Source organism: Nocardia sp. NPDC004415, from assembly GCF_053602435.1.
Map to the genome: position 1 here is coordinate 18,191 of NZ_JBSGDP010000018.1, position 20,173 is coordinate 38,363.

A 20,173-nucleotide genomic window follows, 5' to 3' on the forward strand; every position below is an offset into this window, starting at 1 on the left:
TTCTACCCGGCGTGGTTCTGTTCGATCGGCGACTGCGGCGACGGAGTGGGCGAACCCTCCGGCCACTCGTTCACATTGTGGGTGCCGACCGGGTCGCGGCGCGACCGCAGATAGATCCCCAGCGAACCGGCGATCAGCACACCGAACACCACCAGCACGCCCGGCAGCCCGCCGATGACCGTCGCCAGTGCCCAGCAGATCGCGCCGACGATGCCCGCCATCGGCAGCGTCAGCAGCCAGGCCACCGCCATCCGGCCCATCACCCGCCAGCGCACCTCGGCGCCCTTGCCGATGCCGGTGCCCAGGATCGCGCCGGTGGCGGTCTGGGTGGTCGACAGCGGCAGACCGAAATGCGCGGAGGTGAGGATGATCGCCGCCGAGGTCGACTCGGCGGCCAGGCCCTGCGGCGAGTCGATCTCCACCAGGCCCTTGCCCAGGGTCCGGATGATCCGCCAGCCGCCCAGGTAGGTGCCCAGCGCGATGGCGATGGCGCAGGAGGCCATCACCCACAGCGGCAGGTGGTCGTCCTTGTCGAGCGAGCCGTAGGCGACCAGCGCCAGGAAGATGACACCCATCGTCTTCTGCGCGTCGTTGGTGCCGTGCGCCAGCGAGACCAGCGACGCCGAGCCGACCTGGCCCCAGCGGAACCCCTCGGCCGCCTTGTCCTGGTCGACCCCGCGGGTGATCCGGTAGACCAGGAAGGTGCCGATCGCGCCGACCAGGGCCGCGATCACCGGTGCGAGCACGGCGGGCAGCACGATCTTGATCAGCACGCCTTCGGAGCCCGAGGCCCAGATGACGCCGTTCCAGCCGAGCGCGGCGATGGTCGAACCGATCAGGCCGCCGAACAGCGCGTGCGAGGAACTCGACGGTAGGCCCAGCAGCCAGGTCAGCAGATTCCACAGGATGCCGCCGACCAGCCCGGCGAACACGATGACCAGCAGGTCCTGCCCGCTCACTTCGTTCAATTGGACGATGCCCTTGGCCACAGTCGCCGCCACCGAGACCGACAGGAACGCGCCGATCAGATTCAGCAGGCCCGACAGCGCGACCGCGACGCGGGGCTTGAGCGCGCCGGTGGCGATGGAGGTCGCCATGGCGTTGGCCGTGTCATGGAATCCATTGGTGAAGTCGAATGCGAGAGCTGTGACGATGACGATCAACAGGACCAATAGTTCGGCGCTCACCCGAACAGTGTGTCGTATGCTGCCGCCGGATTGCCAAACCGTTGCGGGAAAGTCTCATGAGCTGGGGCGTAAGGCCCGCACGGTCGCGATCGTGTCGGCCTGGTGCGGTTCCTTGTCGGGCCGGTACCGCAACACCCTGGCGAAACGCAGCGCGACCCCGCCGGGATAGCGCGTGCTGGTCTGTACGCCGTCGAGCGCGATCTCCACCACCAGCGACGGACGCAGATAGACCGCCTGGGCGTCGCGGTGGGTTTCGTGGGTCGGGAACTCGGTGGTCTGCCAGCGCAGCAATTCGTCGGTGAGCCCTTTGAAGGTCTTGCCGACCATCACCGGTTCGCCGGTCTCCGGGTCCAGCGCGGCCAGGTGCAGATTCGACAGGAATCCGGTGCGCCTGCCGTATCCCCATTCCGCGCCGATCACCAGCAGGTCGAGGGTGTGCGCCGGTTTGATCTTCTGCCACGCCTTGCCGCGGCGGCCCGCGGCGTAGGGGGCGTCGAGGGATTTGACCATCATGCCCTCGTTGCCGACGGCCAACGCGTTGTCGTAGTACTCGGCGGCCGCCTCGGCACCGGGCGCGGTGAGCGCCGGGATGACGTGCGGTCCCGCGACCCCTTCCAGTGCCGCGCGGCGCACCCGCAGCGGTTCGTCGAGCAGGTCGCGGCCGTCCAGGTGCAGGCAGTCGAAGAAATAGGGGTGCAGCAGCAGCTCGCCCGGGTCGCTGACGGTGGCGAAGCGGCTCATCGTCTCCTGGAACGGGCGCGGGCGGCCCGCGTCGGTGAGCGCGAGGGTCTCGCCGTCGAGCACCACGCTGGTGCAGTCCAGCCCCGCGACCAGCCCCGCCAGCTCGGGCACGCTCGCGGTGATGTCGCGCAGGGTGCGGGTGAACACCCACACCCGATCGCCGTCGCGGTGCACCTGGATGCGCGCCCCGTCGAGTTTGTGTTCCACGCTGACCTGCGGTCCCAGCTCGGCCAGCGCCTCGTCGAGCGAGCCGCCGGGTGAGGCCAGCATCGGCGAGATCGGCCTGCCCACCTCGAGCCGGAACGCGGCCAGCGCCTCGGCGCCCCCGGTGACGGCGGCGACGGCCGTCTCGGGCAGCCGCCCCGACAGCATGTGCGCCCGGCGCACCACCTCGACCGGGATGCCGGTCGCCACGGCCAGCGCCTCGACCACGATGGCGGTGAGCGCACCCTGGCGCAGTTCCCCGGTGAGCAGCCGCAGCAGGAAGGACTGTTCCTCGGCGGTGGCGGCGGTGAACAGCTCGGTGAGCAGCTCGCGCCTGCGCAGGGTGGACCCGGTACCGCTGAGCCCGGTGAGCTGATCGAAGATCTCGTCGACGGCGGCGACGGTGAGCCCCGCCTCGGCGGCGGGTGGGGTGTCCAGGCCGGTCACCGTGCGCCAGCCCGCGCCGATCCGGCCCTGCACGAGCTCGCCGGACAGCCACGCCACCACGGTGCCGAGCTCCTCGGTGCTCGCGGCACCGAACAGCGCGGCCAGCGCGGCGATCTTCGCCTTGCGCGACCGGGTTTCCCGTACGGCCGCCGACGCGGCGACCACCTCGCTGAACAGCACCCGTCGACGGTAACCCGGGGGTGTGACACATCGCTCAGGCCACGCTGTTAAGAATCGGTTGGCAAGCCTGCGAAAGCGCCCCTAAACTGGACATATGGCCAAGACCTATGTCGGTGCGCGGCTGCGCCAGCTCCGTACCGAACGCGGTCTGAGCCAGGTCTCCCTCGCCCAGAAACTGGAGATCTCGGCGAGCTATCTCAATCAGATCGAGCACGATGTGCGCCCGCTGACGGTGCCGGTGCTCACCCGGATCAACGAGGTCTTCGGGGTCGATCCCGCCTTCTTCTCCACCCACGACGACACCCGGCTCATCGCCGAACTCCAGGAAGTCGTGATGGACGCCGAGCTCGGTATCGAGGCCGACACCAAGGAGATCGCCGACATGGTCTCGGCGCATCCGTCGATGGCCCGCGCCCTGGTCGCCATGCACAACCGCTACCGCAACACCAGCGCGCAGCTGGCCGCCGCCACGGAGGACCGTTTCTCCGACGGTTCGGGCAGCGCCGCCATCTCCAAACCGCACGAGGAAGTGCGCGACTACTTCTATCAGCGGCAGAACTACATCCACGAATTGGATACCGCCGCCGAGGATCTCACTACCCGCATCCGCTTCCACGGTGGCGAGGTGAGCACCGAGATCGTGCGGCTGCTGCGCGCGCACGGCGTGCGGATCATCGAGCGCATCGACCTCGGCGAGGGCGTGCTGCACCGCTACGACCCCGACACCAAACAGCTCGAGATCTCCCCGCATCTGTCCGGCGGCCAGCGCACCTTCAAGCTCGCCGCCGAACTCGCCTATCTCGAATGTGGTTCGCTGCTGGACAAATTGGTGGAGGAGGGCAATTTCGGTTCCGACGCCTCCCGCAAACTCGCCATGCTGGGATTGGCGAACTATTTCGCGGCCGCGACTGTCCTGCCCTACAACCACTTCCACGAAGTCGCCGAGGATTTCCGCTACGACATCGAACGCCTCTCCGCCTTCTTCTCCCAGAGTTACGAGACGATCTGCCACCGGCTGTCCACCTTGCAACGCCCGTCGCTACGTGGCGTCCCGTTCTCGTTCGTCCGCGTGGACCGCGCCGGAAACATGTCGAAACGCCAGTCCGCCACCGGTTTCCATTTCTCCTCCAGTGGCGGCACCTGCCCGCTGTGGAACGTCTACGAGACCTTCGCCTACCCCGGCAAGATCATGACCCAGATCGCCCAGATGCCCGACGGCCGCAAATATCTCTGGGTAGCCCGCACCGTCGAGCGCCGCGCCACCCGCTACGGCCAGCCCTCCAAGACCTTCGCCATCGGCCTCGGCTGCGAACTCCGCCACGCGGGCCGCGTCGTCTACGCGGACGGCATCGACCTCGGCGAGGCCACCGCCACCCCCATCGGCGCGGGCTGCCGGGTCTGCGTCCGCTCCAACTGCCCCCAACGAGCCTTCCCCCCACTGGGCAAAACCCTCGACATCAGCGAACACCGCAGCTCCGTGTCCCCCTACCTGATCAAGTAGTCAGCCCTCTGCCCGCCGGTGGTGTGATGCGCTGGAAGGACCATGGGACTTACCGGCGACCTGCCGCTGACCGTCGAGTTCGACGGAGGCGAGATGGCCCTGCAGCCGCAGATCAGCGCCGACGGAACCCAGCTCACCGCGCAGCCCATCGGCCACTGGCGCACCACCTCGCCGAAGGACCGCAGCACCGAGGCGGGAGCGAGCATCGGCGCCGCGCTCGGCGGCATCGTCGGGCTGATCGTCGGCCTCGCGCTGGGCGTGGCCACCATGGGCCTGCTGCTGCCGATCACCCTGCCGCTCGGAATGATCATCGGCGTCGTCGGCGGCGCGGTGGCCGGCGGCGCACTGGGCGCGTCCATCCCCAATTCCGACGTCCCCGACCAGCGCGAATACGTCCCCACCTGCATCGAGGGCTACCGCCACACCTACTGCTACTGACCAGGCGGGCCGGCTCCGCGAATAGCGAGCCGGCCCCACCGAGGTTCAGAAGGATACCTCCGGTTCCGCGATCAAGTGAGGCCTCTCGCCTGACCGCAGCGAGAATGCTCAGGCGCCGAGCGGATGACGCGCCAAGTATTCGACCACCGCCCGGCGCAGAACATCGCTCGGCGTCGTCTCGGCCTCGTCGGCATAGGCAGTCAGACGCGCGTCCAGTTCCGCTGGGAGCCGCACAGTACGCACCGGGCTCTTCCCGCCGCGCGAACCCCCGGCCGGTCGGCCCATCAGCAACTCAGGCCCCACCTCGATCGGACCGACAACCGCATAGTCACCGTTCTCGAATTCGGCCGCCATCGCTTCGTACTCTTCAGCACTTCGCTTCGCCATCATCCACTCTCCGTTCCACTGGATGTGCCACGCGGCGGCCGCTGCCGGGTGGTGTCACTATTCCGTGAGCTCTCAGAAGGAGTCCTCCGGCATCGCCATGATGTCGGTGTCGAGGGTGGCGAGGATGGACCTGGTGGCGGTGAGTTCGGGGAGGACGTTCTTGGCGAAGAAGCTCGCTACCGCCACCTTGCCCTGGTAGAACGGGCGTTCCTTGGCGGTGGCCTCGCCTGCCAGGGCCGCGGCGGCGACCTCGGCCTGCACGAGCAGCCGCCAGGCGATGAGCAGGTCACCGACCGCCATCAGGAAGCGGACCGAGCCGAGACCCACCTTGTACAGTTCGGCCGGTTCGTTCTGACCCGCCATCGCGTAGCCGGTGAGGGTGGTGGCCATGGCGCCGATATCGGCCTGGGCGGTGCGCAGCAGGTCGCGTTCGGCGCCGAAGCGGCCGGTGTCGTTGTCCAGGAACGCGGTGATCTGCGCGTTGATGTGACCGAGGGCCGCGCCCCGGTCGCGAATGATCTTGCGGAAGAAGAAATCCTGGGCCTGGATCGCCGTGGTGCCCTCGTAGAGCGAGTCGATCTTCGCGTCGCGGATGTACTGCTCGATCGGATAGTCCTGCAGGTAGCCCGAACCGCCGAAGGTCTGCAGGGATTCGGTGAGCAGCTGGTAGGCGCGCTCGGAACCCACACCCTTGACGATCGGCAGCAGCAGATCGTCGATCCGGTGCGCGAGCTCGGCGTCGGCACCCGAGACCAGTTCCGCCACATCGGCGTTCTGATGCGCGGCGGTGTAGAGGTACACCGCGCGCAGCCCCTCCGCGTACGCCTTCTGCGTCATCAGCGAGCGGCGCACATCGGGATGGTGGGTGATGGTGACGCGCGGCGCCGCCTTGTCGGCCATCTGCGTGAGATCGGCGCCCTGCACGCGGGTCTTGGCGTATTCGAGCGCGTTGAGATACCCCGTGGACAGCGTGCCCGAGGACTTCACGCCCACCGTCATGCGCGCGTTCTCGATGACCTTGAACATCTGCGCGATGCCGTTGTGCACATCACCCACCAGCCAGCCCTTGGCGGGCACCTCGGTGCCGCCGAAGGTGAGCTCGCAAGTCGGCGAGGACTTGATCCCCATCTTGTGCTCGAGCCCGGTCACATAGACGCCGTTGCGGTCGCCGAGCTCGAACGTCTCCGGGTCGAACAGGAATTTCGGCACGTAGAACAGCGAGAGGCCCTTGGTGCCGGGACCCGCGCCTTCGGGCCGGGCCAGCACCAGGTGGAAGACGTTCTCGGCCACCTCACCCACGTCACCGCCGGAGATGAACCGCTTCACACCCTCGATGTGCCATGAGCCGTCCGGCTGCGGCACCGCCTTGGTGCGGCCGGCGCCCACATCGGACCCGGCATCTGGTTCGGTGAGCACCATGGTGCCCTGCCAGCCGCGCTCGAAGCCCCCGCGCGCCCAGCGCTGCTGCTCCTCGGTGCCGATCCCGTAGAGCACCGAACCCATGAGCGGGCCCATGTTGAAGAAGCTGGCGGCCGGGTTGGCGCAGATGACCAGTTCGTTGAGCGCCCACATGACCACATTCGGGGCCGGGGTGCCGTCCATCCCCTCGGGCATCCCGAGCCGGTACCAGCCCGCGTCGTGCACCGCAGCCACGGTCTTGCGTAGCGGCTCCGGCACGGAGATGTCGAAGGTTTCGGGCCGGAAGACCACCGGTTCGCGGTCGGCGGCGGCGAAGGACTCCGCGATCGGCCCCTCGGCCAGCCTGCGCACCTCGTCGAGGATCTGGCGCACCGTGTCGGAGTCCAGGTCGCCGTAGGCGCCGGTGTCGAGGAGCTTGTCGAGGCTCAGCACCTCGAAGAGATTGAACTCGATGTCGCGCACGTTTGCCTTGTAGTGCCCCACTGGGGTCCTCCTCGAAAGACCTCGCGCGGCCCGTCGCCGCGCGGTTACCGGCTGTTCGACGTCGTACGAATTGCCCGCGGTCGTACGAACCGCCAGCGTGCCCCACCGCGGACCGCCTACGCAACCGTAGGCGCACACCGTGCCCAGATCGGGCGGAGAGGAACATTTCACACGGCGGAAACAGCGGAAACCGGCTCGTGATCAACAGACATTCCGGTGCAACAAGACCCCTCTACTGTTCCGAATCACGACGACAGCTGCTGTATACAGCCCGGTGTACAACTCCGGCCGGGCAGAGCGGCGGTGTTCGTTGTGGCGCGTCCGGCGTCGCCGTTACACCTGATGAGGAGAACCGCCCATGTCTCAATCCCGTGTGGTCAAGGCGCTCACCGTGCCTGCCGCGGTGGCCATAGCAGGCCTGTTGCTCACCGGTTGCGGTGCGCGTGACGACGCGTCCACCGATTCGGCCGCGGCCTCGTGCGTCGACACCAGCAAGGACACCATCAAGGTCGGTTCGCTGCACTCACTGTCGGGCACCATGGCCATTTCCGAAGTGACCGTGGCCAATTCGACCAAGCTGGCGATCGACCAGATCAACGCGGCGGGCGGCGTGCTCGGCAAGAAGATCGAGATCGTGCTGGAAGACGGCGCCTCCGACCCGAAGACCTTCGCCGAGAAGGCCGAGAAGCTGATCAGCTCCGACTGCGTCGCCGCGGTCTTCGGTGGCTGGACCTCGTCGAGCCGCAAGGCCATGAAGCCCAAGTTCGAGAGCCTGAACTCGCTGCTCTACTACCCCGTCCAGTACGAGGGCCTGGAAGACAGCAAGAACATCTTCTACACCGGCGCCACCACCAACCAGCAGATCGTGCCCGCGCTGGACTACCTGAAGCAGAAGGGCGTCACCTCGCTCTACCTGGTCGGCTCGGACTACGTCTTCCCGCAGACCGCCAACCGCGAGATCAAGGCCTACGCCGCGGCCAACGGCATCGAGATCAAGGGCGAGGACTACACCCCGCTGGGCTCCACCGATTTCTCCACCATCGTCAACAAGGTCCGCAATGCCAAGGCGGGCGCGGTGTTCAACACCCTCAACGGTGACTCGAACGTGGCGTTCTTCCGCGAGTACACCAACGCCGGCCTCAAGGCGGCCGACATGCCGGTGGTCTCGGTGTCGATCGCCGAGGAGGAGGTCGCCGGTATCGGCGCGCAGAACATCGCGGGCCAGCTGACCGCCTGGAACTACTACCAGACCGTCGACTCCCCGGCGAACAAGAAGTTCGTCGCCGACTACAAGGCCGCCTTCGGCGCCGACAAGCCCACCTCGGACCCGATGGAAGCCGCCTACACCTCGGTCTACCTGTGGAAGAACACCGTGGAGAAGGCCAAGTCCTTCGCTGTGGCCGACGTGCAGGCCGCCGCGGACGGCGTGAGCTTCGACGCCCCCGAGGGCACCGTCACCATCGACGGCTCCAACCACCACATCACCAAGACCGCCCGCATCGGCGAGATCCGCCCGGACGGCCTGATCTACACGGTATGGGACTCCGGCAAGGCGATCACCCCGGACCCGTACCTGAAGTCCTACGACTGGGCCAAGGGCTTGAAGTAGCTGTCGCGTGGCCGCGACGTGTTCGCGGCCCCACAGGCTCACCGCCGACCGACCGACACCCGCGCCGAGGCGCATCGTCCCGGCCGGTCGGCGGCGAGCCGGCCGCGAACGGGCCTCCTCGAGGTCTGCCGCTCGTGGTCACCGATCGCAGGGAACTCACATGGATGTACTCATCGGCCAACTCTTCACCGGGTTGAGCCTCGGTTCGATTCTTCTACTCGCCGCGCTGGGCCTGGCGCTGACCTTCGGTCAGATGGGCGTCATCAATATGGCGCACGGCGAATTCATCATGGCGGGCTGCTATACGACCTACGTTGTGCAACAGGTCTTCTCGTCGGCGGGGGTCTCGCTGATCGTGTCCCTGCTGCTGGGCTTCCTGGTCGGTGGCCTGCTCGGCGCCGCCCTGGAGATGGGCCTGATCCGGTACATGTACGACCGGCCGCTGGACACCCTGCTGGTCACCTTCGGTGTCGGCCTGGTGCTGCAACAGGCCGCGCGGGACATCTTCGGCGCACCGGCCAAGAACGTGCTGGTGCCCGAATGGCTCAGTGGCGGAATCACCATCGCGGGCGCGGTGGTGCCCAAGACCCGCATCTTCATCCTGGTGCTGGCGATCGTGGCGGTGACCGCGCTGGCCGCCGTCCTCAAGACCACTCCGATGGGCCGCCGCATCCGCGCGGTCGTGCAGAACCGCGGGCTGGCCGAAACCTCCGGCATCTCCTCACGTTTCACCGATATCAGCACGTTCTTCATCGGTTCCGGCCTGGCCGGTGTGGCCGGTGTGGCGCTGACGCTGATCGGCTCGACGAGTCCCACCATCGGGCAGAGCTACCTGATCGACGCGTTCCTGGTGGTCGTGATCGGCGGTCTCGGCCAGATCAAGGGCACGGTGATCGCGGCCTTCGCGCTGGGCCTGCTCAATTCCTTCATCGAATACTCGACCACGGCCTCGATCGCCAAGGTGATTGTGTTCGTGCTGATCGTCATCTTCCTGCAGGTGCGCCCGCAGGGCCTGTTCACCGTGCGAACCAGGAGCCTGGCATGAGAGACAAGCTCACCCCGCTCGCCGGGTTCGGCGTCGCCGCGATCCTGTTGTTCGCCGTCGCCCCGGCGGTGCTCAGCGACTTCCGGCTCAACCTGCTGGCCAAGTTCCTGTGCTTCGCCATCGTGGCCGCCGGTATCGGACTGGCCTGGGGCCGAGGCGGAATGCTCACCCTGGGCCAGGGCGTGTTCTTCGGCATCGGCGCCTACATCATGGCCATGCACATGCAGCTGGCCGACGCCGCACGCCTGGGCAACGACGTGCCGGAGTTCATGGAGATCTCCGGGATCAGCGAGCTGCCGGGCTTCTGGCAGCCCTTCGCCTCGGGACCCGTGGCGATCATCGCCATCCTGGTGCTGCCCGGCCTGGTGGCCGCGGTGCTCGGCTACGGCGTGTTCAAGCGCCGGGTGCGCGGTGCCTACTTCGCCATCCTGAGCCAGGCGCTGGCCGCGGCGCTGGCCATCCTGCTCACCGGTCAGCAGGCCATCGGTGGCTTCACCGGCCTGTCGGACTTCCGCGCGTTCTTCGGCTTCAAGCTCTCCGACCCGGTGAACCGGCAGATGCTGTTCTTCATCGCGGCGGGCACGCTGCTGGTGGTGGTGGCGCTGATCCGTCAGCTCAACCGCAGCCGCTACGGCGAACTGCTGGTGGCGGTGCGCGACGCGGAGGAGCGGGTGCGCTTCCTGGGCTACGACCCGGCCAATATCAAGATCGTGGCCTATGTGGTGGCGGCGTTCCTGGCCGGTATCGCCGGTGCGCTGTTCACCCCGATCGTCGGGATCATCTCCCCGGCCGATATCGGTGTCATCCCGTCGATCGCCTTCCTGATCGGCGTCGCGATCGGTGGCCGCACCACGCTGCTCGGCCCGGTTCTCGGCGCGATCGGCGTGGCCTGGGCGCAGACCTCGCTGTCGGAGTCGTTCCCCTCGGGCTGGACCTACATGCAGGGCATCCTGTTCATCGTGGTGGTCGGCTTCATCCCGGCCGGGCTCGCCGGACTGTGGCCGCTGCTGCGCGACCGGGTCCGCGCCCGGCGTGAGAGCACCGCGCCACCGCCCACCGCGCCCGCCGAACCCGTCGTCGATACCGAGGAGAAGGTGGCCGCGCGATGACCGCACCCACGCACGAACCCAAGGCCGGTGGCAATGCCGGCATGGACAGCGAGTACCTCGAAATCCGTGGCCTGTCGGTGAGTTTCGACGGTTTCAAGGCCGTCACCGATGTCGACCTGACGGTGCTCCAGGGTGATCTGCGGTTCCTTATCGGCCCCAACGGCGCGGGCAAGACCACCCTCATCGACGCCATCACCGGCCTGGTCCCGGCCACCGGCTCGGCGCAGAAGACCGGCACCGAGCTGCTCGGCAAGAAGGTGCATCAGATCGCCCGCCTCGGGGTGGGCCGCACCTTCCAGACCGCGAGTGTCTTCGAGCAGCTCAGCGTGTTGCAGAACCTCGACATCGCGGCGGGCGCGGGCCGTTCGGCGCTGTCGCTGCTGCGCACCCGCAAATCGGTGCTGCCCAGCATCGAAGAGGCCCTGGAGACAACGGGTCTCACCGCGCTGCGCGACAAGCCCGCCGGTGTGCTCGCGCACGGGCAGAAGCAGTGGCTCGAGATCGGCATGTTGCTGGTGCAGAACGCCTCGGTGCTGCTGCTGGACGAACCCGTCGCGGGCATGAGCGCCGAGGAACGCGAGGAGACCGGAAACCTGTTGCGCCGCATCGGCGGTGACCGCGTGGTGATCGTCGTCGAGCACGACATGGACTTCATGCGGTCCTTCGCCACCTCGGTCACCGTGCTGGCGGGCGGCAAGGTCCTCAGCGAGGGCAGTGTCGAACAGGTGCAGGCCGACCCGAAGGTGCAGGAGGTCTACCTCGGTACCGCCACTCTCGCCGCAGACAAGGAGTCCTCCGATGCTTGAACTCGTCGACGTCCATTCCGGCTACGGGCGCACCGAGGTCGTGCACGGTGTCAGCCTGGCGGTCCCCGACGACAGCGTGGTCGCCATCATGGGCCACAACGGCGCGGGCAAGACCACCCTGCTGCGCACCGCCGTCGGCCTGCTGCCCACCAAGTCGGGCACCATCACCTTCGACGGCGAGAAGATCACCAAACTCTCACCCTCGCAACGGGTCAAGCGCGGCATCGCCTATGTGCCACAGGGTCAGCAGAGCTTCGGCCAGCTCACCACCGCCGAGAACCTGCAGGTGGTGGCCGACGGCCGCAAGCGCGGCAAGGCGCTGATCGAGGAATCGCTGACGCTGTTCCCGGCGCTGCGTGAGCTGCTCGGGCGCAAGGCCGGGCTGCTCTCGGGCGGGCAGCGTCAACAGCTGGCCATCGCGCGGGCGCTGATCACCGAGCCCAAACTGCTCATCCTCGACGAGCCCACCGAGGGCATCCAGCCCTCGGTGGTGGCCGAGATCGAGCGCACGATCATCGAGCTGACCCAGCGCGGCGGGCTCAGTGTGCTGCTGGTCGAACAGCACATCGGCTTCGCGTTGCAGGCCGCCCAGCACTACTACGTGCTGCACTCCGGGCACGTCGGCTCCACCGGGACCGGCGGGGCGGGCGCGGAGTCCGCGGTGCGCGAGGCAATGGCCATCTGAGTCAGGCCACCGCCCGCTCAGCAGCCGTTCTGGAACGGGAAGCACTCCGCCGGACGCTGAGCGGTCGGTGCCCGGGTGGTGGTGCTCTGCGAGGTCTCCGACACCGGCCGCGGATGCGGCGGATCGCGCAGCACCGCGAGCACCACCATCACCAGCACCACCAGCACCCCGAGCACCGCGGCCGCGAACACGGCCAGCCCGGCCAGTTTCCCGCGCGCGCCGTGCTCGACCGGCGGCGGCGCCATCACCGGCGCGGCGAACCGGCTGGGCGCCGGGATCGGGTGCTCCTGCGGGCGATTCTCCTCGAAGCCCGCCTCGGCCAGCTCGGCCGCGCTCGGCGCGAGGGCCGCCAGACCCAGCGCCGAACAGGTGTTGCGCACCCGGTCGATGGTCCATTCGCGCGGGCCCGCGGAGAAGCCCTCCAGGTAGATGCGCAGTTCGTGGGCGTCGACGGTATTGGCGACCAGCACGTCGAGGCCGGGCCGCAGCGCGGTGCGCGCCGGGCGCACCACCACGCCCCGATACGGCACCAGCACCACCGCCCCGCACACGTGCCTGCTGTCCTGCAGCGCCTGTTCCAGCGCCACCCGCACCGCGTGCACGCCGTGTTCGAGCCGGTCGGTGAGCCCGCTGGACGGCTCGGCGTCCAGGTCCAGCGGGCTGTCACTGATCGTCCACGCGCCGTCACCGCCGACCGCGAGCAGTCCGCTCTGCCGTCGCCGGAAGCCCTTGACCTCGATCACGGTGATCCCGCGCGGGGTCACGACCACCGCGCCCAGCCTGCGATCACCCACCCGGCAGTCGACCAGGGCGAGCCCCGTGCTCGGAAAGGCGCGCAGGCATTCGACGAACTCCCGCTCGGCGCCGGAGAGCTCCGCCTCCGGCCTGATCCGAACCAGCATCCCGATGTTTCCCCTACCAGTGCCGCGACCTGACACCGCCGCTGCGCGCTGCGGTACACCGATCATGACGCGCAACTGTTCCGAAAACCACTGGAACCCAAAGAAAACCAGGTCCGCGTCCGCACTCGCCTCCGCGACGCACTACCGGCGAGTACGCTGCGGCAGTGCCGGGCGACGACGAGCAGACAGGTGGACACGAGATGGCTTCAGCGTCCCTACCACGCATTTCCCCGGGCCGGTTCGGCGAACTGGGCCCGATCAACTGGGTTGTCTGGCAGGTTCTTTCGCGGGCCTCGGGCACCGACGACGCGCATCTGTTCAGCACCCTCGGCCGCACGGGCGGCCTGTTCCGCGGCTGGCTGCATTTCTCCGGCAAGCTCATGCCCGGCGGCCGGTTGCGCCGCGCCGAGGCCGAGCTGGTCATCCTGCGGGTGGCCCATCTGCGCGCCTGCGACTACGAGACCGACCACCATCGCCGTCTCGGCCGCAAGGCGGGACTCACCGCCGAGGAGATCGAGCGGGTCGCCGCGGGTCCGGAGGCACCGGGCTGGACCGACCGGCAGCGGGCACTGCTCGTCGCGGTGGATCAGCTGGTGACCAGCCGCGATATCGACGACGCCGGGTGGGCCGGGCTGGCCGCGCAGTTCGACGAGCGGCTGCTGATCGAGATCGTGCTGCTGATCAATCAGTACGAGGGACTGGCCGCCACCATCACGACGCTGCGGATCGCGCGCGACACCTTTTGATGTGACACAGGTCATAGAGCGGCCGACCGGAGAAGCTCCCAGAGTTTAAGGCGTACAACGTACGTAGTTCATCGCCACCGAGGAGAGCCCATGCAGATCACCGCTTCCGCCATCTCGCTCAATGTCGCCGATCCGCTGGCCTCGGCACGGTTCCTGAGCGAGCATCTCGGCTTCACCGAGCAGATGGCCGCCGACGGTTTCGTCTCGCTGGCCAGGGCCGATGCCGGGATGAATGTCATCTTCCTGCGCACCGGCCTGGCCAGCTTCAAGCCCGCGCGGATCGCGGGCGGCGCGGGCGAGGGCCTGCTGGTGGTGTTCACCGTCGCCGATATCGACGCCGAGTACGAGCGGCTGCGCGGGGAGGGCGTGCCGATCGAGACGCCCATCGAGACCGAGGAGTGGGGCGAGCGCTACTTCCAGATGACCGACCCCAACGGGGTCGTCATCCAGCTCGTCCAGTGGGTGTAGCGCTCAGCGCCGCGCGACGCGCAGCGCCGCGACGACCAGCGGGATCTGCAGCGGCAGCCGGGCCAGCACACCGGCCTTGAACACCGGCGAGGCCTTCGGGTTGCCGACGACGTCGACCGCCATCTGGATATTGGCCGGGAAGACGCCGACGAACAGGCCCGCGGCCAGCCAGCCACCGAGGCGGCGGGTGCGCGGCACCGCCAGGGCCGTCGCCACGCCGACCTCGGCGACACCGGAGGCGTAGGTGTAGGTGCGGGCCTCACCGGGCAGCTTCGGCGGGACGATGCCGTCGAACAGTTTCGGTGCGATGAAGTGCAGGGCGCCGACGAAGAACAGCAGGCCGCTCAGCCAGGAATGGACACGACTCCGGGGCGATTCATTGCTCACCCGGCCCAGCCTAGCCGTTGGCACCGCGTCCATCCCCGGCCCGCGAGCGGGCCTCAGGCCCCGAGGACGGCGGCGGCCGGGGTGGCCGGGCGGCCCAGCAGGGCGGCCAGGTCGCCGGTGGTGACCTCGAGGAAGCCCTCGGCGGTGCCCGTGTCGGCGTCGGCCAGTACCGCGGCGTGGTTCGCGTCGAGGCCCGCGTCGCGCAGGACGGCGGCGTAATCGTCCTCGGCGAGATTCTCGTAGCGGACGCCCGCGCCGATCGCGGCGGCGATCTCGGGGCCGGACAGCGCCTGGTCACCGCCCAGTTCGTAGACGCGGCCCGCGTGCCCGTCGCCGGTCAGGACGCGGGCGGCGGCTTCGGCGTAGTCGGCGCGGGCGGCACCGGAGATGCGACCCTCGCCCAGCGCGCCGCGCAGCACGCCCGTGGCCGCTGCCGCCGCGGCGGCGCCCGCGAGGTTCTCCCAGTACCAGCTGTTGCGCAGCAGCACGGTGGGCACTGACGCGGTGGCCAGCACCTCCTCGGTGCCGCGGTGCTCGGCCGCCAGGATCATCGGGTTCTCCTCGGCCCGGGGGATGCTGGTGTAGGCCAGCAGTTCGACACCCGCGTGCTCGGCGGCGCGAAGGACATTGGTGTGCTGGGCAATGCGCGCGCCGAATTCGTTGCCCGAGATCAGCAGCACCCGGTCGACACCGGCCAGCGCCGCATCGAGGGCGGCCGGGTCGTCGTAGGACGCCTGCCGGATCTCGGCACCGCGGGCGGCCAGGTCGGCGACCTTGGACGGGTCGCGCACGATCGCCACCGGCCGCTCCCCCGCCTCGATCAGCGCCTCCACGACGAGCCTGCCGAGCTGTCCACCGGCTCCGGTCACTGCGACGGTCATTGCTACCTCCACTGCTCTACTTTTCTCATGCACTAACTAATAGTTAGCACTATGCCTTCAGTGGGTACTTCGGTCAAGTGAGTACGATGTGGGCATGAGCGAGCGCGTCGAGGAGTCCGATCCCGGGCTGGAGGCCGATGTCTTCGCCCGCGATTGCGCGTCGCGACCGGTCCTGCACAACGTCACCGGGCGGTGGGGTGTGCTCGCCCTGGTCGCCCTGCGCGAAGGTCCCTACCGGTTCAGCGCGCTGCGCCGCCGGGTCGAGGGTGTGAGCGAACGCATGCTCTCGCAGACCCTGCAGGCACTCGAACGCGACGGCATGGTGCATCGCGAAGTCCTCGAGGCCATTCCGCCGCGCGTGGAATACACCCTCACCGAGCTCGGCGCCGAGGTCGCCGAGCGGCTGGAGGCCCTGATCGTGGTGCTGGAGTCCAATATCGACGCCATCACGGCGGCACAGGCGGCCTATCAGCCGCGCCACGCCGCCGAGTAGGCGCTCATCCCGCGGCGAGCAGGCCGGAGACGGTGGTGAAGCGGTAGCCCTGGGCGCGCAGGCCGGTCACGATGTCGGCGAGGGCGTCGACGCCGGTGGTGCCGTGCATGACGTGCAGCAGGATGATCGAGCCGGGCCGGGTGTTCGCCAGGGTGTCGGCGACGACGGCCTCACGGCTCGCGGCACCGGCCGAGTCGGGCTCGACATCCCAGGTCACCGAGGTGCGGTCGTGGTCGGCCAGATAGTGCGGCAACGTCCACAGTTTCTTGCCGTAGGGCGGGCGGAAGGTGATCGGGCCCTGGAATCCGGTGCGGCGGATCTCGGCGTCGGTGTTCTCGATCTCGGCGCGCACGGTGTCCTCGGAGACGAAGATCATCCGGCGATGCGAATAGGAGTGGTTGCCGATCTCGTGGCCGGCCGCCGCGATGGCCGCACCGTATTCGGGATGGGCGGCCAGGTCACCACCGACCAGGTAGAAGGTGGCCGGGACCTGCAGATCGGCGAGGGTGCGCAGGATTTCGGGGGTGCGCGCGGTTGGCCCGTCGTCGAAGGTGAGGGCGACCAGTTTCTCGTTCGTCTCGACCCGATCCACCAGCCGCCCCGCGACCTGATACGTCCGCGAATTCATCAGCACATACAGCCCGGCGCACACCGCCACCACCACGACGACACCGACGACCGCACCGATCAACCACTTACGCACACTGCTGTATACCGCAGATCGGGCTAGGGGATCACCTGGGTGATGTCGCCCGGGTTCAGGTAGTCGAAGAAGCGGTGGGCGCCGTCCTCGGTCATTCGGACGCAACCGTGCGATTTCGAGTCGACCGGGCCCACGTGGAAGGCCATGTCACCGTTGAAGAAGGTGGCCCAGCGCATCGGGGCATTGTGCATGGTGCTCCAGTGGAATTCGCGCTTGAACGAAATCCGGGTCACCGCGGGCGGGGTCTCGAATCCGGCCATTCCGTGCGAGATCGGCGTGGGGCCGAAGATCACGCGGCCGTTGTCCACCAGCCAGGCCTCGTTCGTCGACAGCCGCATGCACGCCCTGGCCTCCACCACCGGGCACGGCGACGCCGTCGGAACGACCGAGGGAACGCCCGGAATGTCGGGCCCACCGGGGAAAAGGGGTTCGGCCATCGCGGGCGCCATGGTGCCGAATCCGGCCACCGCGACCAGCGCCGCCACACGTGCCATCACACCGAGAATGCGCATCGGTTCATTGCCTCTCTGGACTCACGAGATCAGGTCTAGCGACTATCAAGCGAACGAAAGAGCTGTCCAGAATCATGGGCTATGGAACGCGATTCACCAAATCAACGCCCGCAATTTTCCCGAATAGAGACAAAATAATTCCGCACTACCGGCCCCGCACATCCCGACCTCGAGGAGGGATCGCCGCGCAGCGGCGGTTCGCGCCCGTCCCGTCGATCAGGTGCCGTGGCGTAGGCGACGAAGGAGCAAGCCACGGTGCCTGATCGACGGGACCGCCCAAAGGGCGCGAACTCGAGCGCGCCAGCGCTCCAAGAACTCAGAAGTTGATCATGTGGCCGGCGAGGCCGTGGATCGCTTCCTGGAGCGCTTCGCTCAGGGTCGGGTGGGTGTGGACGTTGCGCGCGAGCTCGTTGACGGTGAGGTCCCACTTCTGGGCCAGGGTCAGCTCGGGCAGCAGTTCGGAGACATCCGGGCCGATCAGGTGGCCGCCGATGAGCTCGCCGTGGGTCTTGTCGGCGATGAGCTTGACGAAACCGGTGGGGTCGGCCAGGCCGTGGGCCTTGCCGTTGGCGGTGAACGGGAAGGTCGCGACCTTCACGTCGTAGCCCTCGTCGCGGGCCTGCTCCTCGGTGAGACCGAAGCTGGCGACCTGCGGCTGACAGAAGGTGGCGCGCGGCATCATCCGGTAGTCGCCCAGGGTCAGCGTCTCGGCGCCGCCGATGGTCTCCGCGGCCACCACGCCCTGCGCCTCGGCCACGTGGGCCAGCTGCAGCTTGGCGGTGACGTCACCGATCGCGTAGATGTGCGGCACGTTGGTGCGCATGTACTCGTCGATCTCGATGGCGCCACGGTTGGTGAGCGCGACACCGGTGGTCTCCAGGCCGTAGCCCTCGACGCGCGGCGCGAAGCCGACGGCCTGCAGCACCTTGTCGACGGTGACGGTCTCGACCGAACCGGAGGCGTTGTCCTTGATCTGGACGGTGACCTTGGAGCCGTCGTCGTCGATGGTCTGCACGGCCGCACCGGTGGTGATGGTGATGCCGAGCTTCTTGTACTGCTTGGTGATCTCCTTGGAGACGTCCTCGTCCTCGTTGGGCAGCGCCCGGTCGAGGAACTCGACGATCCGCACGTCGACGCCGTAGTTCTTGAGAACGTAGGCGAACTCCATGCCGATCGCGCCCGCGCCCACGATGAGGATCGACCCGGGCAGGTCGCGGGTGAGGATCTGCTCCTCGTAGGTCACCACGTTCTCGGAGAGCTGGGTGTCCGGCAGCAGCTTGGTGGTGGTGCCGGTGGCGATGATGACGTTGTCGAAGGTGACCGTCTCCACGCCGCCCTTGGTCAGGGCCACATCGAGCGAGTTCGGGCCGGTGAAGGTGCCCAGACCGTCGAACTCGTCGATCTTGTTCTTCTTCATCAGGAAGTGCACGCCCTTGACGCGCCCGTCGGCCACCTTGCGGCTGCGGTCGAAGGCGGCGCCGAAGTCGAAGACGACCTCACCGGAGATGCCGAAGGTCTTGGCTTCCTTGTGGAAAATGTGGGCCAGTTCGGCGTTGCGCAGCAGTGCCTTGGACGGGATGCAGCCCACGTTCAGGCACACGCCACCCCAGTATTTCTGCTCGACAATCGCTGTTCGCAGGCCGAGTTGAGCGGCACGGATCGCGGCGACATATCCGCCGGGACCAGCGCCGAGAACGACGACATCGTAGTGGGAAGTCACGTCACCGAGCCTAACTCTGTTTCGGAGAGTTCACCCACCCGTCCCCCACTTCGGTGAGATGCCGTCCGGCTTCCGTGACAACCGTCAGGCCCGCCAGACCTGGGCGGCGGCGCGGGCGAAGTTGCCGCCGAAGAGGGCGGCGCGCTCGTCGGGTGTGAAGCCTCGGTCGGCGAGCTGGGCGTCGAGCCCGGGGACGTCGGATTCGCCGAGCAGGTCCTCGGGTGGGGTCCACTGCAAGGGACCCCACTTCGTGTACACCTCCGAGAACGCCTCGGGCGTATCGCGGATCTCGTCGTTGAACTGCCTGCCGTCGAACGAGTAGTCCGAGCCGATGCCGATGTGGTCGATGCCGACCAGGTCGACGCCGTAGCGGATGTGGTCGGCCATGGCGGCGACCCGGGCGGCGCGATCCTCGGGGGCATTGTGCCCCAAGAAGATTCCGACGCCGTTGATGCCGATGACACCGCCGGTCGCGGCGCAGGCGCGCGCCTGGTCGTCGGTGATATTGCGCGGATGTTCCCACAGCGCGGCGAAATTGGAATGGCTGTAGATCATGGGGACGGCGGTGTGGGTGGACAGGTCGAGGCCGGTGCGGCGCGAGCAGTGCGAGCCGTCGGCGAACATGCCGACCTCGTTGAGCTTGCGCACCAGGTCTTTTCCGTAGCCGGTGAGGCCGGTGTCGTCGGTGTCGAGACACCCGCAGCCCGCCGGGTTGGCGTGGTTGTAGGTGGGTGCCAGGGAGCGCACGCCCAGGGAGTAGAACAGTTCGACATTGTCGAGGTCGCCGTCGAGCGGTGCGGAATCCTCGAGGTCGAAGGCCAGCGTGAGGACGTCGGGATCGCTGATCCGATCGGCCGTCTCGACCAGCCGGAACCGGGGGTCGTCGGCGGCCTCGGCCCGGAACTGGTGCAGCAGCGCCAGCGAATCGGCCTTGCGCTGCGGTGAGTAGCCCACATTCACCGACAGATAGGACCCGAGCGGGTACCTGGCCAGTTCCGTGATCCTGGCCGTGTGCCGCAGCGGCAGACAGCAGTGCTGCTCCCAGAGGAACACCCCGCACCTCCGTTTCCTCGTCCGTGACCCGCGATCCTACGTTTCGCAACGGACCCGGTACCGGATC

At 68.1% G+C, this 20,173-nt stretch carries 21 protein-coding genes; 10 read left to right on the forward strand and 11 right to left on the reverse strand.

Annotated elements, in window-relative coordinates; all coding sequences use genetic code 11:
- Nucleotides 1–2: 2 nt before the first annotated feature.
- Entirely contained in the window at nt 3–1,187 is a 1,185-nt protein-coding gene (locus ACWEMY_RS11410; protein WP_375930638.1) for an inorganic phosphate transporter, read from the reverse strand.
- A gap of 54 nt (nt 1,188–1,241) precedes the next feature.
- Nucleotides 1,242–2,759 (reverse strand): ATP-dependent DNA ligase, encoded by a 1,518-nt coding sequence (locus tag ACWEMY_RS11415; RefSeq protein WP_452389912.1) that lies wholly within the window; start codon nt 2,757–2,759, stop codon nt 1,242–1,244.
- Nucleotides 2,760–2,853: 94 nt separating this feature from the next.
- Here ACWEMY_RS11415 and ramB point away from each other — a divergent pair, with 94 nt between their 5' ends.
- Both ramB and ACWEMY_RS11425 read left to right on the forward strand, forming a co-directional pair.
- Entirely contained in the window at nt 2,854–4,260 is a 1,407-nt protein-coding gene (gene ramB / locus ACWEMY_RS11420) for an acetate metabolism transcriptional regulator RamB (RefSeq protein WP_375930643.1), read from the forward strand.
- Nucleotides 4,261–4,302: 42 nt separating this feature from the next.
- On the forward strand, nt 4,303–4,698 hold the full coding sequence (locus ACWEMY_RS11425; protein WP_452389913.1) for a hypothetical protein: 396 nt from the start codon (nt 4,303–4,305) through the stop codon (nt 4,696–4,698).
- A gap of 108 nt (nt 4,699–4,806) precedes the next feature.
- On the opposite strand, the gene ACWEMY_RS11430 is transcribed toward ACWEMY_RS11425, so the two are convergent.
- Both ACWEMY_RS11430 and ACWEMY_RS11435 read right to left on the reverse strand, forming a co-directional pair.
- Nucleotides 4,807–5,088 carry a CopG family ribbon-helix-helix protein gene (locus ACWEMY_RS11430; protein ID WP_452389914.1) on the reverse strand — a complete coding sequence of 94 codons (282 nt, stop codon included), beginning with the start codon at nt 5,086–5,088 and terminating at the stop codon, nt 4,807–4,809.
- Between the two features lie 69 nt (nt 5,089–5,157).
- Entirely contained in the window at nt 5,158–6,987 is a 1,830-nt protein-coding gene (locus ACWEMY_RS11435) for an acyl-CoA dehydrogenase (protein ID WP_452389915.1), read from the reverse strand.
- 358 nt (nt 6,988–7,345) lie between these two features.
- Here ACWEMY_RS11435 and urtA point away from each other — a divergent pair, with 358 nt between their 5' ends.
- The 5 genes from urtA (at nt 7,346) to urtE (ending at nt 12,241) form a co-directional block, all read left to right on the forward strand.
- Nucleotides 7,346–8,596 carry an urea ABC transporter substrate-binding protein gene (gene urtA / locus ACWEMY_RS11440; RefSeq protein ID WP_452389916.1) on the forward strand — a complete coding sequence of 417 codons (1,251 nt, stop codon included), beginning with the start codon at nt 7,346–7,348 and terminating at the stop codon, nt 8,594–8,596.
- Nucleotides 8,597–8,756: 160 nt separating this feature from the next.
- Nucleotides 8,757–9,641, forward strand: a complete 885-nt coding sequence (urtB, locus tag ACWEMY_RS11445; protein WP_375930725.1) for an urea ABC transporter permease subunit UrtB — start codon at nt 8,757–8,759, stop codon at nt 9,639–9,641.
- Nucleotides 9,638–10,750: an urea ABC transporter permease subunit UrtC gene (gene urtC, locus ACWEMY_RS11450; RefSeq protein ID WP_452389917.1), complete on the forward strand. Its 1,113-nt coding sequence runs from the start codon at nt 9,638–9,640 to the stop codon at nt 10,748–10,750. Before urtB ends, urtC begins: the two co-directional genes overlap by 4 nt.
- Nucleotides 10,747–11,556 carry an urea ABC transporter ATP-binding protein UrtD gene (gene urtD, locus ACWEMY_RS11455; protein WP_452389918.1) on the forward strand — a complete coding sequence of 270 codons (810 nt, stop codon included), beginning with the start codon at nt 10,747–10,749 and terminating at the stop codon, nt 11,554–11,556. The genes urtC and urtD overlap by 4 nt, the downstream gene beginning before the upstream one ends.
- Entirely contained in the window at nt 11,549–12,241 is a 693-nt protein-coding gene (gene urtE / locus ACWEMY_RS11460; protein WP_452389919.1) for an urea ABC transporter ATP-binding subunit UrtE, read from the forward strand. Before urtD ends, urtE begins: the two co-directional genes overlap by 8 nt.
- A 17-nt stretch (nt 12,242–12,258) precedes the next feature.
- Here the strand turns inward: urtE and ACWEMY_RS11465 are convergent, their stop codons facing one another.
- Nucleotides 12,259–13,143, reverse strand: a complete 885-nt coding sequence (locus ACWEMY_RS11465; protein ID WP_452389920.1) for a nuclease-related domain-containing protein — start codon at nt 13,141–13,143, stop codon at nt 12,259–12,261.
- 200 nt (nt 13,144–13,343) lie between these two features.
- Between ACWEMY_RS11465 and ACWEMY_RS11470 the strand changes: the two genes are divergently transcribed.
- Entirely contained in the window at nt 13,344–13,889 is a 546-nt protein-coding gene (locus ACWEMY_RS11470; protein WP_375930740.1) for a carboxymuconolactone decarboxylase family protein, read from the forward strand.
- A 90-nt stretch (nt 13,890–13,979) separates the two neighbouring features.
- Nucleotides 13,980–14,357, forward strand: coding sequence for a VOC family protein (locus ACWEMY_RS11475; RefSeq protein WP_452389921.1), 378 nt, complete (start codon nt 13,980–13,982; stop codon nt 14,355–14,357).
- Between the two features lie 3 nt (nt 14,358–14,360).
- Here the strand turns inward: ACWEMY_RS11475 and ACWEMY_RS11480 are convergent, their stop codons facing one another.
- Nucleotides 14,361–14,753 carry a DoxX family protein gene (locus tag ACWEMY_RS11480; protein ID WP_375935511.1) on the reverse strand — a complete coding sequence of 131 codons (393 nt, stop codon included), beginning with the start codon at nt 14,751–14,753 and terminating at the stop codon, nt 14,361–14,363.
- A gap of 44 nt (nt 14,754–14,797) precedes the next feature.
- Nucleotides 14,798–15,625: an NmrA family NAD(P)-binding protein gene (locus tag ACWEMY_RS11485; RefSeq protein WP_452389922.1), complete on the reverse strand. Its 828-nt coding sequence runs from the start codon at nt 15,623–15,625 to the stop codon at nt 14,798–14,800.
- Between the two features lie 94 nt (nt 15,626–15,719).
- On the opposite strand from ACWEMY_RS11485, the gene ACWEMY_RS11490 reads away from it, so the two are divergent.
- The gene (locus ACWEMY_RS11490) at nt 15,720–16,118 is read left to right on the forward strand and encodes a winged helix-turn-helix transcriptional regulator (protein WP_452389923.1); all 399 of its coding nucleotides are present in this window, start codon (nt 15,720–15,722) and stop codon (nt 16,116–16,118) included.
- 4 nt (nt 16,119–16,122) lie between these two features.
- Here the strand turns inward: ACWEMY_RS11490 and ACWEMY_RS11495 are convergent, their stop codons facing one another.
- From ACWEMY_RS11495 to ACWEMY_RS11510, 4 genes are all read right to left on the reverse strand, one after another.
- Complete coding sequence (locus ACWEMY_RS11495) at nt 16,123–16,821, reverse strand: polysaccharide deacetylase family protein (protein ID WP_452389924.1); 699 nt, start codon at nt 16,819–16,821, stop codon at nt 16,123–16,125.
- A 23-nt stretch (nt 16,822–16,844) separates the two neighbouring features.
- Complete coding sequence (locus ACWEMY_RS11500) at nt 16,845–17,315, reverse strand: L,D-transpeptidase (RefSeq protein ID WP_375930754.1); 471 nt, start codon at nt 17,313–17,315, stop codon at nt 16,845–16,847.
- 334 nt (nt 17,316–17,649) lie between these two features.
- Nucleotides 17,650–19,053: a dihydrolipoyl dehydrogenase gene (lpdA, locus tag ACWEMY_RS11505; RefSeq protein WP_452389925.1), complete on the reverse strand. Its 1,404-nt coding sequence runs from the start codon at nt 19,051–19,053 to the stop codon at nt 17,650–17,652.
- 84 nt (nt 19,054–19,137) lie between these two features.
- The gene (locus ACWEMY_RS11510) at nt 19,138–20,106 is read right to left on the reverse strand and encodes a dipeptidase (RefSeq protein ID WP_452389926.1); all 969 of its coding nucleotides are present in this window, start codon (nt 20,104–20,106) and stop codon (nt 19,138–19,140) included.
- Nucleotides 20,107–20,173: the final 67 nt, after the last annotated feature.

Excerpts from the sequence above, each read along its gene's own strand:
- ramB (WP_375930643.1), top strand. The coding sequence starts at position 2,854 with ATGGCCAAGACCTATGTCGGTGCGCGGCTGCGCCAGCTCCGTACCGAA.
- ACWEMY_RS11425 (WP_452389913.1), top strand. The coding sequence starts at position 4,303 with ATGGGACTTACCGGCGACCTGCCGCTGACCGTCGAGTTCGACGGAGGC.
- ACWEMY_RS11430 (WP_452389914.1), bottom strand. The coding sequence starts at position 5,088 with ATGATGGCGAAGCGAAGTGCTGAAGAGTACGAAGCGATGGCGGCCGAA.
- urtA (WP_452389916.1), top strand. The coding sequence starts at position 7,346 with ATGTCTCAATCCCGTGTGGTCAAGGCGCTCACCGTGCCTGCCGCGGTG.
- urtB (WP_375930725.1), top strand. The coding sequence starts at position 8,757 with ATGGATGTACTCATCGGCCAACTCTTCACCGGGTTGAGCCTCGGTTCG.
- urtC (WP_452389917.1), top strand. The coding sequence starts at position 9,638 with ATGAGAGACAAGCTCACCCCGCTCGCCGGGTTCGGCGTCGCCGCGATC.
- urtD (WP_452389918.1), top strand. The coding sequence starts at position 10,747 with ATGACCGCACCCACGCACGAACCCAAGGCCGGTGGCAATGCCGGCATG.
- urtE (WP_452389919.1), top strand. The coding sequence starts at position 11,549 with ATGCTTGAACTCGTCGACGTCCATTCCGGCTACGGGCGCACCGAGGTC.
- ACWEMY_RS11465 (WP_452389920.1), bottom strand. The coding sequence starts at position 13,143 with ATGCTGGTTCGGATCAGGCCGGAGGCGGAGCTCTCCGGCGCCGAGCGG.
- ACWEMY_RS11470 (WP_375930740.1), top strand. The coding sequence starts at position 13,344 with ATGGCTTCAGCGTCCCTACCACGCATTTCCCCGGGCCGGTTCGGCGAA.
- ACWEMY_RS11475 (WP_452389921.1), top strand. The coding sequence starts at position 13,980 with ATGCAGATCACCGCTTCCGCCATCTCGCTCAATGTCGCCGATCCGCTG.
- ACWEMY_RS11485 (WP_452389922.1), bottom strand. The coding sequence starts at position 15,625 with ATGACCGTCGCAGTGACCGGAGCCGGTGGACAGCTCGGCAGGCTCGTC.
- ACWEMY_RS11490 (WP_452389923.1), top strand. The coding sequence starts at position 15,720 with ATGAGCGAGCGCGTCGAGGAGTCCGATCCCGGGCTGGAGGCCGATGTC.
- ACWEMY_RS11500 (WP_375930754.1), bottom strand. The coding sequence starts at position 17,315 with ATGGCACGTGTGGCGGCGCTGGTCGCGGTGGCCGGATTCGGCACCATG.